This is a genomic window from Bradyrhizobium sp. 172 (assembly GCF_023101065.1).
GTDB lineage: Bacteria > Pseudomonadota > Alphaproteobacteria > Rhizobiales > Xanthobacteraceae > Bradyrhizobium > Bradyrhizobium canariense_D.
Map to the genome: position 1 here is coordinate 288,069 of NZ_CP064701.1, position 16,812 is coordinate 304,880.

At 64.0% G+C, this 16,812-nt stretch carries 15 protein-coding genes; 7 read left to right on the forward strand and 8 right to left on the reverse strand.

All coding sequences use genetic code 11. The features are described from left to right. Positions 1-20: 20 nt before the first annotated feature. Together IVB07_RS01355 and IVB07_RS01360 are read right to left on the reverse strand one after the other, a co-directional pair. On the reverse strand, positions 21-692 hold the full coding sequence (locus tag IVB07_RS01355) for an OmpA family protein (protein WP_026233202.1): 672 nt from the start codon (positions 690-692) through the stop codon (positions 21-23). A gap of 145 nt (positions 693-837) precedes the next feature. Continuing rightward, positions 838-2,349, reverse strand: a complete 1,512-nt coding sequence (locus IVB07_RS01360; protein ID WP_018456593.1) for a caspase family protein — start codon at positions 2,347-2,349, stop codon at positions 838-840. Between the two features lie 382 nt (positions 2,350-2,731). Here IVB07_RS01360 and IVB07_RS01365 point away from each other — a divergent pair, with 382 nt between their 5' ends. Further along, positions 2,732-3,538 (forward strand): N-acyl homoserine lactonase family protein, encoded by an 807-nt coding sequence (locus tag IVB07_RS01365; protein WP_018456592.1) that lies wholly within the window; start codon positions 2,732-2,734, stop codon positions 3,536-3,538. Here the strand turns inward: IVB07_RS01365 and IVB07_RS01370 are convergent, their stop codons facing one another. Beyond that, positions 3,539-4,081, reverse strand: coding sequence for a MarR family transcriptional regulator (locus IVB07_RS01370; RefSeq protein WP_018456591.1), 543 nt, complete (start codon positions 4,079-4,081; stop codon positions 3,539-3,541). Positions 4,082-4,190: 109 nt separating this feature from the next. On the opposite strand from IVB07_RS01370, the gene IVB07_RS01375 reads away from it, so the two are divergent. The 5 genes from IVB07_RS01375 to fahA all read left to right on the forward strand — a co-directional run bounded on the left by IVB07_RS01375 (position 4,191) and on the right by fahA (position 9,846). After that, entirely contained in the window at positions 4,191-5,831 is a 1,641-nt protein-coding gene (locus tag IVB07_RS01375) for an FAD-dependent oxidoreductase (protein ID WP_247298120.1), read from the forward strand. A 13-nt stretch (positions 5,832-5,844) separates the two neighbouring features. Further along, complete coding sequence (locus IVB07_RS01380; RefSeq protein ID WP_018456589.1) at positions 5,845-6,069, forward strand: DUF2783 domain-containing protein; 225 nt, start codon at positions 5,845-5,847, stop codon at positions 6,067-6,069. 25 nt (positions 6,070-6,094) lie between these two features. Continuing rightward, entirely contained in the window at positions 6,095-7,057 is a 963-nt protein-coding gene (locus IVB07_RS01385; RefSeq protein WP_018456588.1) for an MBL fold metallo-hydrolase, read from the forward strand. Continuing rightward, complete coding sequence (gene hmgA / locus IVB07_RS01390) at positions 7,054-8,400, forward strand: homogentisate 1,2-dioxygenase (RefSeq protein ID WP_018456587.1); 1,347 nt, start codon at positions 7,054-7,056, stop codon at positions 8,398-8,400. Before IVB07_RS01385 ends, hmgA begins: the two co-directional genes overlap by 4 nt. Before the next feature lie 174 nt (positions 8,401-8,574). Continuing rightward, positions 8,575-9,846, forward strand: a complete 1,272-nt coding sequence (fahA, locus tag IVB07_RS01395; protein WP_247767446.1) for a fumarylacetoacetase — start codon at positions 8,575-8,577, stop codon at positions 9,844-9,846. A 133-nt stretch (positions 9,847-9,979) separates the two neighbouring features. Here fahA and IVB07_RS01400 read toward each other — a convergent pair whose 3' ends face one another. Continuing rightward, positions 9,980-10,291 (reverse strand): DUF1272 domain-containing protein, encoded by a 312-nt coding sequence (locus IVB07_RS01400; protein ID WP_018456585.1) that lies wholly within the window; start codon positions 10,289-10,291, stop codon positions 9,980-9,982. A 74-nt stretch (positions 10,292-10,365) separates the two neighbouring features. After that, positions 10,366-10,845, reverse strand: a complete 480-nt coding sequence (locus IVB07_RS01405; protein ID WP_018456584.1) for an Lrp/AsnC family transcriptional regulator — start codon at positions 10,843-10,845, stop codon at positions 10,366-10,368. Between the two features lie 121 nt (positions 10,846-10,966). Here IVB07_RS01405 and hppD point away from each other — a divergent pair, with 121 nt between their 5' ends. Further along, on the forward strand, positions 10,967-12,082 hold the full coding sequence (gene hppD, locus IVB07_RS01410) for a 4-hydroxyphenylpyruvate dioxygenase (protein WP_018456583.1): 1,116 nt from the start codon (positions 10,967-10,969) through the stop codon (positions 12,080-12,082). A 205-nt stretch (positions 12,083-12,287) separates the two neighbouring features. Here hppD and IVB07_RS01415 read toward each other — a convergent pair whose 3' ends face one another. From IVB07_RS01415 to IVB07_RS01425, 3 genes are all read right to left on the reverse strand, one after another. Then, positions 12,288-13,400: a CaiB/BaiF CoA-transferase family protein gene (locus tag IVB07_RS01415; protein ID WP_026233200.1), complete on the reverse strand. Its 1,113-nt coding sequence runs from the start codon at positions 13,398-13,400 to the stop codon at positions 12,288-12,290. A gap of 209 nt (positions 13,401-13,609) precedes the next feature. Continuing rightward, positions 13,610-14,410, reverse strand: a complete 801-nt coding sequence (locus IVB07_RS01420) for a xanthine dehydrogenase family protein subunit M (protein WP_018456581.1) — start codon at positions 14,408-14,410, stop codon at positions 13,610-13,612. A 13-nt stretch (positions 14,411-14,423) separates the two neighbouring features. Beyond that, entirely contained in the window at positions 14,424-16,766 is a 2,343-nt protein-coding gene (locus IVB07_RS01425) for a xanthine dehydrogenase family protein molybdopterin-binding subunit (protein ID WP_018456580.1), read from the reverse strand. Positions 16,767-16,812: the final 46 nt, after the last annotated feature.

Here is a 16,812-nt window from a genome sequence, read left to right on the forward strand (position 1 = left end):
TTCAAAGGATTACGTCGTGGTCACTTCGATGCGGTAGTCTTGTTTTCCATGTTGACGACCTGCACGCGACGATTGACTTCCGCCATCGGCTGGGCCGGGTCCTTCAGCTTGCTCTTGCCGTAGCCGACCGTGACGAGGTCGGTCGCGGAGATGCTGTATTTGTCGACCAAATAGCGCTTGATCGAATCCGCGCGGCGCTCCGACAGATCCTGATTATAGCTCTCGCTTCCGGCGGCGTCAGTATGGCCGGCGACCACGAAGGTCGAGCCTTTCAGGTCGGGGCTGGTCAGCGCGCGGCCGAGCGCCTGGACCGAGGCAAGCGATTTGGCGCTGATATTGGCCGAGTTGTAGTCGAACGTGATTTCCAGATCGATGTTCGGCTTGTCCTTGGCCGCCGACGCGATTTCTTCACGCTCGGTCGACGACAGCGACCGTGTCGAGCGGCCGCGCACGGACTGGATCAGCTTGGTCTCCGTGGCACTCGGTGCGGGATCGGCCTGCGGAGCGATCGAGAGGCCGCGGGTCAGCGGCTTCTTCGGCGGCGGCGCCAGCGCGCGGACGATCTCGTCCTCGGTGACGTTCTTGCTGTTGCCGTCGTCGGCTGCGAATGCCAGCGGGATCGTCAGCGACAGCGCGGCGCCGACGGTGATGATGGACAGGATTGCGGTAAGTCCCTTTGCAGCCAATCTCATAGCCAGTCCCTCCTGCGCAGCCAGCTGGTGCGGTTCGAAAATCCTGCAATAAGCCTCCCGAAAGGACGGCCTGCGGCATCCGTTCGATTAGTCTTCGCCGGGCCGTCGCGGGTTCGAGGCACATCGGCCCCGATTCAAAAAAATATCAACGCACTCCGTAGCTTGCGAATTCCTGAACAATGTTCGGGTCCATCGCCTTGGCATTGGCGATGTCGAGCGCGCCCTCTTGGGCCGAGCCGTTGCGCTGCTTGGCGATCCCGCGTCCGAACAGCGAGGAGGTCAAGCGCGGATTGATCCTCAGGGCGGCCTCGAAATCGGCGATGGCGTTCTTGACCGCCCCCGATTTCAGATTGACGAGCCCCCGGCTGTCCAGCGCGTCGACGAAGTTCGGTCGCAGCCGCAGGGCCTCGTTGCAATCCTTCAGCGCGCCCTGGAGGTCGCCGACCACGGTGCGGGTCCAGCAGCGATTGTTCAGCGCCTCGACGTCCTTCGGGTTGATCCGGAGCGTCTCGTCAAAATCCTTGATGGCCAGGCTGTAGGCGCCCTTGCTGGCATAGACCTGACCGCGCCGGTAAAGCGCGTTCACGTCATCCGGATTGGCCGCGATCTTGGCGGTCAGCCCCTTGATGGTGGGGTCCTCGGCCAGGGCGGCCGCACTCGGCCCGCTCTCCATGGTCGGAGCGGTGGCGGGATCGGCCGGAATCACAGGCGGAGGCGGCGGCGGTGCCGGCGGCAAGGCAGCCTCGACCTGCGGCTTCGGTGACGGAGCGGGCGCAGCCACCGTCTCGGCCGGTTTCGGCGGCGGAGGCGGTGAAGGTGCGGGTGGAGTCGGCGGCGGGTTGTTGGCGACGACCGGCGGCGGGGGAGGCGCAGGTGGCGGCGTGGTGGTCGGGCGCGACCCGCCGGCCCCTGGAATGAAGGAGAAATCCTCGGCCAGCGACGAGGATATCCACGGCACCTGCTCGCCCCGGGAGGCGCGGGTGACGCCCATCTTGGTGCGGTTCAGCGTCTCCTCGGCCATCAGGTCGGGGACGCGGATTTCCTTGAGGAGTTCCTGGACGAACAGGCTGTGCTCGCCGCCGGCGTCCGAGACCACCGAGGCCAGTGCCGCCGAATACATCACCAGCGTGCCGTTCGGCGCGATGACGGGCGTGAGGCCGGCCGAGAAGCTGCGGAACCGGCGCTCGAACGGGTTGCGCCTGGAGGCATCGACCAGCGCGATCTTGACGCCGGCGCCGCGGGTGTTGAGCTCGCCGAGCACGGTTTCGAGGCTGATGCCGTCGCGCCGCACGTCGGATTCGGTCCAGATCTGCGCATCGATCGGCAGCAAATAGCTCTGCCGCGCGGACTGGATGCCGAAGCCGCTGAAGAACACCAGTGCCACCGACCCCGGCTTGATCTTGCCGTAGAGCTTGTCGAAGGCGCGGCGCATGCCGTCGCCGGTCAGGTTCTCACCGATCTCGACGGAAAAGCCGTCGCGCTTGAGCTCGTCGGCGACGTCGCGCGCGTCGTTGAGCGGTTCCTTCAGGGGAGCGTCGGCGTCCGGATATTTGGCATTGCCGATGACCAGCGCAAAGCGATCGCCGGCCGCAAGTGACGGAGCGGTCGGGATGAGCGACACGAGCAAGGATAGAACGAAAAGCAGGCGAATTTTCATAATTAGCGCGATCCAGCCAAAAAGGCGCCGTTTCCAGCTTGCGCCGCGGCGACCTTAACTTACGCAATGTGCATTATCAAACCGGGGGAGGGGGGCGTCAACCGCTTGCGGATTCGGCGCTATCGCGACAATTGACCGCGACGCATGGGCATGTTGCGGGGGAATAAACGGGCGGTCATGATTGCACGCGATGCATTCTGGTTGTCATGCTGGTTGTCATTGCGGCTGCAAATTAGGGCAGCCATGGCGACAACAATGTGATTGGTCTCACATTGCGGACGGGCCTCCTTCAACCTGCGGTGTTTGACCTTTGCGGTGGACGATGGCTTGGTGCGGTCGATCGCCCCTGAAGGTGCATCCACAAAAAGAGCAAGATCAAACTATGGGAAACGCCTCCGAAATCTACGCACTGCGCTACGCGACGATGTCGCCGCGCACGCCCCACATGAACTTCCTCGCGCCCGACCCGCATGACAGCGCGGCGCAGGATCTCGACTATTTCGTCTGGCTGATCCGCGGCAACGGCCGCGACATCCTGGTCGATACCGGCTTCAATGCCGAGGAAGCGTCCGCGCGGGCGCGCAAGCTGACGCTCAATCCGGTCGACGCGCTGGAGCGCTTTGGTGTCGCGGCAGCGAGCATTCGCGACATCATCGTGACGCATCTGCATTACGACCATGCCGGCAATCTCGACCGCTTCCCGAACGCCCGCTTCCATCTCCAGGAGCGCGAGATGGCCTACGCGACGGGGCGCTGCATGTGCAACGGACTGCTGCGACATCCGTTCTCGGTCGAGCACGTCACCCAGATGGTCCGCCATGTCTATGGCGAGCGCGTCAATTTCTATTCCGGCGACGGCGAGGTCGCGCCCGGCGTCACCTTGCACCGCGTCGGCGGCCATTCCGACGGCTTGCAGGTGGTCAGAGTCGAGACCGCGCGCGGACCGGTGGTGCTGGCGTCCGATGCCGCGCATTATTACGCCAATCTCCAGCGCAGAAGCCCATTCCCGATCGTCTACAATGTCGGCGACATGGCGGTTGGCTGGGAGACCATCGAGCGCCTCGCCGGCCATCCTGACCGGTTCATTCCCGGCCATGATCCGATCGTGACGGAGATCTATCCGCGCGCCAGCGACAAGGTCGATGTCTGGGCGCTGCATTTGCCGCCGTCGCGATCATTTGCGAAGTGATCAATACGCCTGCTTGGCGTCGGCCTCTTCGCTGGTCTGGATCAAATCGAGGCTCTGTTCGATCTTGCCGAGCAGCGTCGATAGCTGTTTGCGCTCCTGCGCGGTGAGGCAGGCGAGGATCTCGTCTTCCCGCCGCAGCAATTGCGGAAACAGCTCCTCGTAGAGCGTGCGGCCTTTCCTGGTCAGTCGCAGACGGAATTCGCGGCGGTCGGCTTCGTTCTCGACGCGCTCGATCAAACCCTGATGCAGCAACATGGTCACCGCGCGGCTGATCGTGGATTTGTGCGTGCGGGTGCATTGCGCGACGTACTGCGCGCTGCAGGCATCGTTGCGGAAGCCGAGCGTCGCGATCACGCGCCAGGCGGGGATGTCGAGGCCGTGACGCTCCTGATATTCGACGGCGAGTGCGGAACTCACCTCCGCGGCGAGCCGGTTGAGGCGGAACGGCACGAACCTGAACAGGTCGAGCCGTGTTTTTGGCCGCGGTGAAGCCTCATCGGCCTCGCGTGTCTTCAGCGCGATGTCGCTGGATGTCCTCGCCAAGGAGAGCGCTCCGAATTCCAGTTGACGGCCGGCCGGCTCCGGTCCAAAATAGTTGCACGTGAGACTATTAGCAGATCAGGCCTCTCCTGACCAGAGCCGAGGTTAGCGCATGGCGAAGGCCAATACGCATCAGGCCAAAACCCAGTTCGGCTATCGCCGCCACCCCGATCAGGATCGTCCCGGCCAGAGCTCGGCCGAGCATCCCGTGGTGATCGTGGGCGCTGGCCCGGTCGGGCTGTCGCTTGCGATCGACCTTGCCCAACGCGGCCAGCGCGTCGTTCTTCTGGATGACGCCGACCGCATCGGAGAGGGCTCCCGCGCGATCTGCTTCTCGAAACGCTCGCTGGAATATTGGGACCGGCTCGGCGTCGGCGACCGCATGGTCGACAAGGGCGTGGTCTGGAGCGTCGGCCGCATCTTCCACGGCGAGCAGCAGCTCTACCAGTTCAATCTACTGCCGGAGGACGGTCACAAGCGGCCGGCCTTCATCAATCTCCAGCAATATTACGCCGAAGCCTATCTGGTCGACCGCATCAGCGAGCTGCCCGAGATCAATCTGCGCTGGCGCAACAAGGTGACGGCGCTGGAGAGCCGCAACGCTTCCGTCGCGCTGACGATCGAGACGCCGGAGGGCGCCTATCGCCTGCACGCGCAATATGTCGTCGCCTGCGACGGCGCGCGCTCGTCGCTGCGGCAGATGGTGGGCGCCGACTTCGCCGGACAGGTGTTCGAGGACCAGTTCCTGATCGCCGATGTCAAGATGACCGCGGAATTCCCGACCGAGCGCTGGTTCTGGTTCGATCCGCCGTTTCATGCGGGACGTTCGGCGCTGCTGCACCGACAGCCCGACGATGTCTGGCGCATCGACCTTCAGCTCAATCGCTATGCCGACCCCGTCGTCGAGAAGAAGCCCGAGAACGTGCGGCCGCGGATTGCGCGCATGCTCGGCCACGACAAGTTCGAGTTCGAGTGGATCTCGCTTTACAAATTCCAGTGCCGGCGGATGGATCGCTTCGTCCATGGCCGCGTGATCTTTGCAGGCGATTCCGCGCACCAGGTCTCGCCCTTCGGCGCGCGCGGCGCCAATTCGGGACTCGAGGACGCCGAGAATCTCTCCTGGAAGCTCGACCGCGTGCTGCGCGGCGCCTCACCCGCGAGCCTGCTCGAGAGCTATCACGTCGAGCGCAGTCTGGCGGCCGACGAGAACATCCGCGAATCCACCCGCTCGACCGATTTCATGGCGCCGAACTCGCATCAGGAAGCGCGGCTGCGCAAGGCGGTGCTGTCGCTGGCCAAGGAAACGGAATTCGGCAAGCGCATGGTCAATGGCGGGCGGCTCTCGGTGCCGTGCAGCTATGACTCGCCGCTGTCATCGCCGGATGCGGATGCGTGGCGCGGTGGCCCGCTCCCGGGTTGTTCGATGCTCGATGCTCCCGTTACGACGCGCGCGGGCGAGCAAGCCTATTTGACGGATGCATTCCGCAAGGGTGGAACAGACTTCACCTTGCTGTCGTTCGGCAACGGCGCGGCGATCGATGCGCCTGTTGGTGTGAAGGACATCTGCATCGGCGGTGAGGACGGGCTCGCAGATCCGGCAGGGCTCACTGCAAAGCGCTATGATGCGGAACCAGGCTCAGCCTACCTATTAAGGCCGGACGGTTACGTTGCGGCGCGCTTCCGCCACCCCACGCGCGCTGGCGTCGCGGCAGCGCTGTCACGGGCGCAGGGCTTGAATCAAGAATTTGCTTGAATTGAGGATTCGCATGCCGCTCTCCACCAGCTCCAACTTCGCGCGACCCGACGACGCCTTTCGCGCCATTGTGGAGGCGCATCGTGGCTTCACCGACGAGCAGAGCGCGGACTTCGACGCGGCGCTGGTGCTGATCCTCGCCAACCATATCGGCGATATCGTCGTGCTGCGGGAGGCGATTCTCCTCGCCAAGCGGCGCATGATCGACGGCCAGCAGCAGCAACAGCAACAACAATAGCCCCAAAGACTTGAAGGATGAATTGATGGCGAAGAACTTCGCATCCACCGGCGACCTCTCCGAGAAGAAGATCACCTTCTCCGAGATTGGCACCGATCTCTACGCCTTCACCGCGGAGGGCGATCCGAACACCGCGATCATCGTCGGCGACGACGGCTGCCTGGTGTTCGACGCGCAATCGACGCCGGCGATGGCCAACAAGGTGATCGAGCGCGTCCGTGCCGTCACCGACAAACCGATCAAATATGTCGTGCTGTCGCATTATCACGCCGTGCGCGTGCTCGGCGCCTCCGCCTACAAGGCGCAGGGCATCGTCGCCTCGCAGGAGACCTATCGCCTCATCGAGGAGCGTGGCCAGCAGGATTGGGATTCCGAGTACGGCCGCTTCCCGCGCCTGTTTCAGGACGCATCGAGCATACCCGGCCTGACCTGGCCGACGCTGACCTTCGAAGGCGAGATGTCGATCTATCTCGGCAAGCGCGAGGTACGCCTGATGCAGCTTGGCGCCGGCCATACCTCGGGCGACATCGTCGCCTGGGTGCCGGATGCCGAGGTGATGTTCTCCGGTGACCTGATCGAATACCACTCGGCCTGCTATTGTGGCGACGCACACCTGCGCGAATGGCCGCTGACGCTGAACGAGATCCGCAACTTCAATCCCAAGGCGATCGCGCCGGGCCGCGGCGATGCGTTGAAGGGTGTCGCCACGGTGCGCGAAGCCATCGCGATGACGCGCGACTTCGTCACCTCGCTCTACGGCGCCGCCGAAATCTCGGTCGCCAAGGGCCGCACGCTGAAGGAATCGATGGCCGCGACGCGCGAGGTCATGGATCCGAAATTTTCGAGCTTCGCCATCTACGAGCACTGTCTGCCGTTCAACGTATCTCGCGCCTATGACGAGGCGTCGGGGATCGACGACCCCGTGATCTGGACCGACAAGCGCGACCAGGAGATGTGGGCCGCCCTGCAAGGAGGAGGATCATCATGAACATCAACACCTCGCCCGATCAGATCATTCGCAGCACGGCCCAGGTCACGCCGGGCTACATGTCCGGCTTCGGCAACAGTTTCGAGACCGAAGCGCTGCCGGGCGCGCTGCCGATCGGACGCAACTCGCCGCAGCGCTGTGCCTACGGCCTCTATGCCGAGCAGCTCTCCGGCTCGCCCTTCACGGCGCCGCGCGGCAGCAACGAGCGCTCATGGCTCTATCGCATTCGCCCGTCGGTGAAACACTCGGGTCGTTTCGAGAAGGTCGACGGCGGCCTGTGGCGTTCGGCACCGTGCCACGAAAACGACCTGCCGATCGCGCAATTGCGCTGGGATCCGGCGCCGATCCCGAAGGAGGACATGACCTTCCTTCAGGGCGTGCAGACCATGACCACCGCCGGTGACGTCAACACCCAGGCCGGCATGGCCGCCCACGTCTATCTCATCACCAAATCGATGGTGGACCAGCACTTCTACAATGCCGACGGCGAGCTGATGTTCGTGCTGCAGCAGGGCAATCTTCGCATCGTCACGGAGTTCGGCCGCATCGACGCCGAGCCCGGCGAGATCGTGGTGATCCCGCGCGGCGTCAAGTTCCGGGTGGAGATTCCGAGCGGACCGGCGCGTGGCTATCTCTGCGAAAACTACGGCGGCGCCTTCACGCTGCCGGAGCGCGGACCGATCGGCGCCAACTGCCTCGCCAATGCCCGCGACTTCCTGACGCCGGTCGCGCACTACGAGGACAAGGACACACCGACCGAGCTTTACGTGAAATGGGGCGGATCGTTGTTCAGGACGCAGTTGCCCCACTCGCCGATCGACGTCGTCGCCTGGCACGGCAATTATGCGCCGTATAAATATGATCTGCGCACCTTCTCGCCGGTCGGCGCGATCGGCTTCGATCATCCCGATCCCTCGATCTTCACCGTGCTGACCTCGCCGTCGGAGACCGCGGGCACGGCGAATATCGACTTCGTGATCTTCCCCGAGCGCTGGATGGTCGCCGACAACACCTTCCGCCCGCCGTGGTATCACATGAACATCATGAGCGAGTTCATGGGCCTGATCTACGGCGTGTACGACGCCAAGCCGCAAGGTTTTGTGCCGGGCGGCATGAGTTTGCACAATTGCATGCTGCCGCACGGCCCCGATCGCGATGCCTTCGAGCACGCCAGCAACGGCGAGCTGAAGCCGGTCAAGCTGACCGGCACCATGGCCTTCATGTTCGAGACCCGCTACGCGCAGCGCGTCACCGCGCACGCCGCGAATTCCGCGACGTTGCAGCATGACTACGCGGATTGCTGGAAGGGCCTCGCGAAGCGGTTCGATCCGAGCAAGCCGTAAGCTTCTTACCCTCTCCCCTTGTGGGAGAGGGTGGCTCGCCGCATAGCGGCGAGACGGGTGAGGGGTTCTATCCGCGCGTGAACCTCTCCTTCGGACTCGCGGACAGATACCCCTCATCCGGCGCTTCGCGCCACCTTCTCCCACAAGGGGAGAAGGGAAAGACCGAGCCAAGTGATGCCCCATCCCAACGACCCCAGCCTCCGCTCCTTCATCGGCGTCGATCCCGCCTCCGATTTTCCGATCCAGAACCTGCCTTATGGTGTGTTCTCGACCGCGGCCAATCCGACGCCGCGCGTCGGCGTGGCGATCGGCGACTATGTGCTCGATCTCTGGGAGCTTGAGCAGGACTCGCGGCTCGACGTGGGGCCGCTCGGCGTGTTCTCGACGCCGTCGCTCAATGCTTTCATGGCCTTGGGGCCAAAGGTCTGGACGAAGACGCGGGCGCGGATCAGCGAACTCCTGCGCGCCGATCATCCCGAGCTGCGCGACAACGAGGAGTTGCGCAAGCAGGCCTTGGTGCCGATACGCGACGCAAGATTGCATCTGCCGTTTGCGGTCTCCGGCTACACCGATTTCTATTCGTCGAAAGAACACGCCACCAATGTCGGCGTCATGTTCCGTGGCAAGGACAATGCACTGCAGCCGAATTGGCTGCATATGCCGATCGCTTACAACGGCCGTGCCTCGACTGTCGTGGTCTCCGGCACGAAGGTGAAGCGCCCGCGCGGGCAGCTCAAGCCGCCGAATGTGGAGGCGCCGAGCTTCGGACCGTGCAAGCGGCTCGATTTCGAGCTGGAGATGGGCGTGGTGGTCGGCCAGCCGTCGCCAATGGGCGGCATGCTCACGGAGCCGCAAGCCGAGGAGATGATCTTCGGCTTCGTGCTGCTCAACGACTGGAGCGCGCGCGATATCCAGCAATGGGAATATGTGCCGCTCGGGCCGTTCCTCGCCAAGGCGTTCGCGACCTCGATCAGTCCGTGGGTGGTGACGCGCGAGGCGCTGGAGCCATTCCGCCTCAACGGGCCGCAGCAGGAGCCGGTGCCGCTCGACTACCTCAAGCAGGGCAAGCCGAAGAACTACGATCTCGAACTCGACGTCTCCTTGCGCGCCGCCGGAGCCAACGCGCCCGCCGGCATCAGCCGCACCAATTTCAAATACATGTACTGGTCGTCGGTGCAGCAGCTGATGCACCACGCCTCCTCCGGCTGCGCCATGAATGTCGGCGATCTCCTCGGCAGCGGCACCATTTCCGGTCCGGAGAAGAACCAGCGCGGCAGCCTGCTGGAGATCAGCTGGAACGGCACCGAGCCGATCGAATTGCCCGGCGGCGCCAAGCGGTCGTTCCTGGAAGACGGCGACAGCCTCGTCATGCGCGGCTGGTGCCAGGGCGAAGGCTATCGCGTTGGTTTTGGCGAGGTCGAGGGGACGATTTTGCCGGCGGAGTGATTGCTGGGAAGCGATGCGACCTCTATCCACATTCTCCGTCATTGCGAGCGTAGCGAAGCAATCCAGAGTCTTTCCGCAGTGGCAGTCTGGATTGCTTCGTCGCAAGGGCTCCTCGCAATGACATGGTGAGAGTCTACCGCTTCTCCGGCGGCACCTCACGTAACCGCGCGCAATGCGTCGCGACGTCCTCCAGACTGTACTTCAGATGCACCCGCTTGTCCGACGGCGCCTGGTTGGTCGTGCACACGCCCGGTCGCCATTCCTGCGTGGGCCTGATCGGGCGCGGCGCAAAACCGCCGCCGCAGTTCGGGCAGACGTTGGAGAGTTTCGTCTCCACGCAGTCCGCACAGAACGTGCATTCATAGGAACAGATCCGCGCATCGGTTGCGTTCGGGGGCAGATCGCGGTCGCAATATTCGCAGTTCGGTCGAAGCTGGAGGGCCATGGCTCAATCTCCGCAGATTGGCCGGGATCATCGCAGATCGCGCGCGCAGCGCGAATGCCGGATTTCCCTCGATTTCAGCCGGGCTTGATTTCCTTCAGCGGCAGACGCGTGCTTTCCTTCAGCCTGTCGAGCACGATCGAGGAGCGCACATGCGCGACGCTCTGGTGCGGCATCAGCACGTCGTTGACGAGGTTGGAGAGGCCCTTGAGGTCGTGCAGCACGGCCTTGAGCACGTAGTCGGCGTCGCCTGTCAGCGAGTAGGCCTCCTGGATCTCGTCGATGCGGTTGACCAGAGTCCGAAACCGCTTGGAATTGTCCGGCGAGTGGGTCGCCAGCGTCACCTGGATGAAGGCGACCACGCCGAAGCCGAGCGCCTCGCTGGAGAGATCGGCATGATAGCCCGCAATGACCTTCTCCTCTTCCAGCCGCATCCGTCGCCGCGAGCATTGCGAGGCCGAGAGCCCGGCGAGGTCGGCGAGCTCCTGGTTGGTGAGACGGCCGTCGTCCTGGAGCGCGCCCAGGATCTTGAGGTCGAAGGCATCCACCAAAGTCATGCGCGTTTCACCCACTTCATGCACAAACTGTGCATATGTTAATCAAAAGCCGTCTCATTTGCACGCCCCTTGCGCGTCCCATGAAGGATAGTTCCTCTCAGCAGCAATTTGGGAGAACACCATGGGTCCGTTTCCGCACGATGCACCGCCGGCCACGATCAGCGCCGAGAATCCGATGGGCACCGACGGGTTCGAGTTCGTCGAATATGCGCATCCCAATCCGCAAGAGCTGCACGCCTTGTTCAAGCTGATGGGCTATGTGCCCGTCGCGCGGCACAGAACGAAGAAGATCACGGTTTATCGCCAGGGCGACATCAATTACCTCGTCAACGAGGAGCCCGGCACCCAGGGTCACGATTTCGTCGCCGCGCACGGCCCCTGTGCGCCGTCGATGGCGTTTCGCGTCGTCGATGCGAAGAAGGCCTATGACCGCGCGATTTCGCTCGGTGCCGAACCTGCCGATGCGTCCTCCGCGCAGAAGACGCTCGACGTCCCCGCGATCAAGGGCATCGGCGGCAGCCTGCTCTATTTCGCTGATCGCTATGGCGCCAAGGGATCGGCCTATGACAGCGAGTTCGAATGGCTGGGTGCGCGCGATCCGCGTCCTGCCGGCGCCGGCCTGTTCTATCTCGATCACCTCACCCACAACGTCCACCGCGGCCGCATGGACGTGTGGACGGGCTTCTACGAGAAGCTCTTCAATTTCCGCCAGATCCGCTTCTTCGACATCGAGGGCCGCGCCTCGGGCCTGTTCTCGCGCGCGCTGACCAGCCCCGACGGCAAGATCCGGATTCCGATCAACGAGGACGCCGGCGATTCCGGGCAGATCGAGGAATATCTCAATATCTATCGCGGCGAGGGCATCCAGCACATCGCCTGCGGCTGCCGCGACATCTACCGCACCATCGAGGACTTGCGCGAGGCCGGTCTGCCCTTCATGCCAGCGCCGCCCGCGACCTATTTCGAGCGGATCGACGCGCGGTTGCCGAAGCATGGCGAGGACATCGCGCGGCTGCAGAAGAACGGCATCCTGATCGACGGCGAAGGCGTGGTCGACGGCGGCCAGACCAAGGTGCTGCTGCAGATCTTCTCGGCCAACGCGATCGGCCCGATCTTCTTCGAGTTCATCCAGCGCAAGGGCGACGACGGTTTCGGCGAAGGCAATTTCAAGGCGCTGTTCGAATCGATCGAGGAGGACCAGATCCGGCGCGGGGTGCTGAAGGTGGATGCGGCGTAGGCGGCCGTTGTCTGGAACGCGGTGGCATTAAGTGCCGCCGTCGTCCTGGCGAAAGCCAGGACCAATTACCCCAGGGAGCGGTCATTGGGCGAACTGGTAACTCCGAGTCTTCGTCAAACCGCGTTGGTGGCTATGGGTCTTGGCCCCCGTGCGCAATTGCGCACTAGGCCAGGACGACCCGGAGTGTGATGCGACAGCGGAGGACTTAACGCTCCGCCTTCCAGGCTTTGGTCACCGCGCCGATCTCCGCCACTTCCGGCTCGCGCACCGCCGATGGAGTCCGCGAAAAGCGCGGCGCCGGCGCCGGCTGCTTCACGCCGTGGCGCTCGACGAAGACGTTGCGGGCGACCATGTGCGGATGCTCGGTCGCTTCCGACATGGTCAGCACCGGCGCGAAGCAGATGTCGGTGCCTTCCATAATCTTGCACCAGTCCTCGCGCGTCTTGCTCTTGAACACCGTCTTCAGTTTTTCCTTCAGCGCGGGCCAAGCCTTGCGGTCCATCTGCGCATCGAAATCGGGGTCGGTCAGGCCGGCGTGCTCGCGCAGCAGCGCGTAGAATTGCGGCTCGATCGAGCCGATCGAGACGAAATGGCCGCAGGCGCATTCGTAGACGCCGTAGAAATGTGCGCCGCCGTCGAGAAAGTTCTCGTTGCGGCCTTCGGTCCAGCGGCCGAGCGTGGTCATGTCGAAGAAGAACGACATCAGCGATGCCGCGCCGTCGCACATCGCGGCATCGACGACCTGGCCCTTGCCTGACCGCGAGGCCTCCAGCAGCGCCGCGAGCACGCCGACCACGAGATAGAGCGCGCCGCCGCCGAAATCGCCGACCAGGTTGAGCGGCGGCACCGGCGCTTCCTTCGTGCCGATCGCGGCGAGCGCGCCGGTGATGGAGATGTAGTTGATGTCGTGGCCGGCGGCATTGGCGAGCGGGCCTTGCTGGCCCCAGCCGGTCATGCGGCCGTAGACCAGCTTTGGATTGCGCGCGAGCACCACGTCAGGCCCGAGACCGAGCCGCTCCATCACGCCGGGACGGAAACCCTCGACCAGCGCGTCGGCATTCGCAAGCAGATCGAGTACCTCCGCGATCGCCGCCTGGTCCTTGAGGTCGAGCTCGACCACCTTGCGGCCGCGGCCTGCGACCGACTTCATGTTCTTCCTGGCGCCGACCCGATCGAGCGTGACGATTTCGGCGCCCATGTCGGCCAGCATCATGCAGGCAAACGGGCCCGGTCCAATGCCGGCGAATTCAACGATGCGGAAGCCCGACAGCGGGCCGGAGGTGCGGACGGAGGAGTTTTGGGCTGATTGATCGAGCACGTGTTTGTTTCCTCGGATCCAAGGCGCATATTGCCGATGGTCGGCAAGCGCCAAGGCGTTCCTCTGCGGGGCGAGTTAATTGGCCGATTAACTTTTCTCGCCTTCACGCCAGTGAGGCAAGCGGTTTTCATGTCGCGTGGCTAAAATAAAACGGCGCGCACCGAAGTGCGCGCCGTGGAAAATTGCGTCGAGGCGCTAAGGCCCGATGGTCAGCGAGCGGCAGCCACCGCGCGCTGCGCCATCACCTTGATCAGGTTGGCGCGGTACTCCGCCGTGCCGTGGATGTCGGCCAGCAGATTGCTCGCCGAAATGCTCACGCCGTCGATCGCCGACGGTGACCAGTTCGCCTTCAGCGCCGTTTCGATGGCCGGGACCCGCATCACGCCGCTTTGCGAGGCGCCGGTGGCGGCCACCCGAACCTCGCCCGACTTCGTCTGCGCGACGAACACGCCGGTCAGCGCAAAGCGAGACGCAGGATGGCGCATCTTTTCGTAGCCAGCCTTCGCCGGAACCGGGAACGACACGGCGGTGATGAGCTCGCCCTCCTCCAGCGCGGTCGTGAACATGCCCTGGAAAAAGTCATCCGCCGTAATCGACCGCCTGTTGGTCTTCACGGTGGCGCCGAGCGCGAGCAGTGCGGCGGGAAAATCCGCGGCGGGATCGTTGTTGGCGATCGAGCCGCCGATCGTGCCGCGATAGCGCACGGCGGGGTCGCCGAGCACCGAAGTGAGATAGGCAATTGCGGGAATCGCCTTCTTCACGTCGGCATTCTGCATGATGTCGAAATAGGTCGTGCCGGCCTTGATGGTCAGCACGTCGCCCGAGAGCTCGACGCCCTGCAGCTCCTTGATCTTGCCGAGGTCGATGACGTCGGACGGACTGGCGAGGCGTTGCTTCATCACCGGCAGCAGCGTCTGGCCGCCGGCGAGGAACTTGGCTTCGCTGCTCTTGGAGAACAGGCTGACGGCTTCGTCAACCGAGGACGCGCGATGATAAACGGTCTGGTACATCTTCGTTCCTCCCTTAAGCCGCGTGGATCGTGCGCCACACCCTGTCCGGGGTTGCGGGCATTTCCAGATTGTTCTTGCCGATCGCATCCGTGATCGCATTGATCACGGCCGCTGACGCCCCGATCGCACCGGCCTCACCGCAACCCTTGATGCCGAGCGGATTGCCCGGGCACAGCGTCGTGGTGTGGGAGAGGTTGAACGAGGGAACGTCGTCGGCGCGCGGCATGGCGTAGTCCATGAACGAGGCCGTGACCGGCTGCCCGTTGGCGTCGTAGATCGCGTGCTCGAGCAACGCTTGTCCGATGCCTTGCACAAGACCGCCATGGACCTGGCCCTCGACGATCATCGGGTTGATCAAACGGCCGAAATCGTCGGCCGCGACGAAGTTGACGAAGGAGGTCTTGCCGGTGCCGGGATCGACCTCGAGCTCGCAGATATATGTGCCGGCCGGGAAGGTGAAGTTGGTCGGATCGTAGAAGGCGCTTTCCTTCAGGCCCGGCTCCATCCCGTCGGGCAGATTGTGCGCGGTATAGGCCGCGAGTGCGACCATCGGGAAGGCGATCGCCTTGTCGGTGCCGGCGACCTTGAACTCGCCGTTCTCGATGACGATGTCGCCTTCCGAGGCTTCCAGCGCATGCGCGGCGATCTTCTTGGCCTTGGATTCCATCTTCTCCATGGCCTTCAGGATCGCGGTGAGGCCGACGGCGGCCGAGCGCGAGCCATAGGTGCCCATGCCGAACTGCACCTTGTCGGTGTCGCCATGGACGATCGAGACCTGACTGATGGGAACGCCGAGGCGTTCGGCTACGAGCTGGCAGAACGTGGTCTCGTGACCCTGGCCGTGGCTGTGTGATCCCGTCAGGACCTCGATGGTGCCGACCGGGTTGACGCGGACTTCGGCGGACTCCCACAGACCGACGCCGGCGCCCAGGCTGCCGACGGCCTTCGACGGCGCGATGCCGCAGGCCTCGATGTAGCAGGACACGCCGATGCCGCGCAGCTTGCCGTCGGCCTTCGCCTTGGCCTTGCGCCCGGCAAAGCCGGCATAGTCGATCGCCTTCATCGCGGCGTCGAGCGAGGCGTTAAAGTCGCCGGTGTCATAAGCCATGATCACCGGCGTCTGGTGCGGGAACTGGGTGATGAAGTTGGTCCGGCGCAGCGCGGCCGGATCGACCTTCAACTGCCGCGCCGCCGTCTCCATCAGACGTTCGATCAGATAGCTCGCCTCGGGGCGGCCGGCGCCGCGATAGGCGTCGACCGGCGTGGTGTTGGTGTAGACCCCGACCACCTCGGCATGGATCGCCGGGATGTTGTACTGGCCCGACAGCAGCGTCGCGTACAGATAGGTCGGCACCGACGACGAGAACAGCGACATGTAGGCGCCGAAATTGGCGTAAGTCTTCACCTTCAACCCGGTGATCTTGTTGTTGGCGTCGAACGCCATCTCGGCATGGGTGACGTGGTCGCGGCCATGCGCATCGGTGAGGAAGGCTTCGGTGCGGTCGCCGGTCCATTTTACGGGGCGGCCGACCTTCTTCGAGGCCCACAGCGCCACCATCTCTTCGGGATAGATGAAGATCTTGGAGCCGAAGCCGCCGCCGACGTCGGGTGCGATCACGCGCAGCTTGTGCTCGGGTGCAATGTTGTAGAACGCCGACAGCACGAGGCGGGCGACGTGCGGATTCTGCGACGTCGTGTAGAGCGTGAAATGCTCTTCCGCCGAATCGTAATCGGCAATTGCCGCGCGCGGCTCCATCGCGTTCGGCGCGAGACGGTTGTTGGTGACGTCGAGCTTCACCACGTTGGCGGCCTTGGCGAAGGCCGCATCGGTGGCGCCTTCGTCGCCGATCACCCAGTCATAAACCTGGTTGCCTGGAGCTTCGGGATGTAGCTGCGGCGCGCCGGACTTGATCGCGGCGTGGACGTCGGCGACCGCGGGCAGCTCTTCGTAGTTCACGACCACGGCTTCGGCCGCGTCGCGTGCGAGATTCTTGGTCTCGGCGATCACGACTGCGACGGCCTGACCGACGAAGCGCACCGTCTCCGGCGCCATTGCCGGCCATGCGCCCATCTTCATCGGGCTGCCGTCCTTGGAGGTGATGGCCCAGCCGCAGATCAGGTTGCCGACCTTGTCGTCGACGATTTGCTGACCGGTCAGCACAGCGACCACGCCCGGCATCTTCAGCGCCTCGGCGGGATCGATCCCCTTCACCTTGGCATGCGCGTGCGGGCTGCGGATGAAATGGGCATGGGTCATGCCCTGCAATTTGATGTCGTCGACGTAGCGGCCCTTGCCGGTAATGAAACGCTTGTCTTCCTTGCGCACGACGCTCGCGCCAATGCCTTCAACGCCCATGTCTGGTCCTCCCGACCGGAATTTGTCTTGACCGCGCTTTCCCTCG

Coding starts and splice junctions, on each gene's coding strand:
- IVB07_RS01360 (WP_018456593.1), bottom strand. CDS start 2,349: ATGAAAATTCGCCTGCTTTTCGTTCTATCCTTGCTCGTGTCGCTCATC.
- IVB07_RS01400 (WP_018456585.1), bottom strand. CDS start 10,291: ATGGCCCTCCAGCTTCGACCGAACTGCGAATATTGCGACCGCGATCTG.
- IVB07_RS01355 (WP_026233202.1), bottom strand. CDS start 692: ATGAGATTGGCTGCAAAGGGACTTACCGCAATCCTGTCCATCATCACC.
- IVB07_RS01420 (WP_018456581.1), bottom strand. CDS start 14,410: ATGTACCAGACCGTTTATCATCGCGCGTCCTCGGTTGACGAAGCCGTC.
- IVB07_RS01405 (WP_018456584.1), bottom strand. CDS start 10,845: ATGACTTTGGTGGATGCCTTCGACCTCAAGATCCTGGGCGCGCTCCAG.
- hppD (WP_018456583.1), top strand. CDS start 10,967: ATGGGTCCGTTTCCGCACGATGCACCGCCGGCCACGATCAGCGCCGAG.
- fahA (WP_247767446.1), top strand. CDS start 8,575: ATGCCCCATCCCAACGACCCCAGCCTCCGCTCCTTCATCGGCGTCGAT.
- IVB07_RS01425 (WP_018456580.1), bottom strand. CDS start 16,766: ATGGGCGTTGAAGGCATTGGCGCGAGCGTCGTGCGCAAGGAAGACAAG.
- IVB07_RS01380 (WP_018456589.1), top strand. CDS start 5,845: ATGCCGCTCTCCACCAGCTCCAACTTCGCGCGACCCGACGACGCCTTT.
- hmgA (WP_018456587.1), top strand. CDS start 7,054: ATGAACATCAACACCTCGCCCGATCAGATCATTCGCAGCACGGCCCAG.
- IVB07_RS01375 (WP_247298120.1), top strand. CDS start 4,191: ATGGCGAAGGCCAATACGCATCAGGCCAAAACCCAGTTCGGCTATCGC.
- IVB07_RS01385 (WP_018456588.1), top strand. CDS start 6,095: ATGGCGAAGAACTTCGCATCCACCGGCGACCTCTCCGAGAAGAAGATC.
- IVB07_RS01365 (WP_018456592.1), top strand. CDS start 2,732: ATGGGAAACGCCTCCGAAATCTACGCACTGCGCTACGCGACGATGTCG.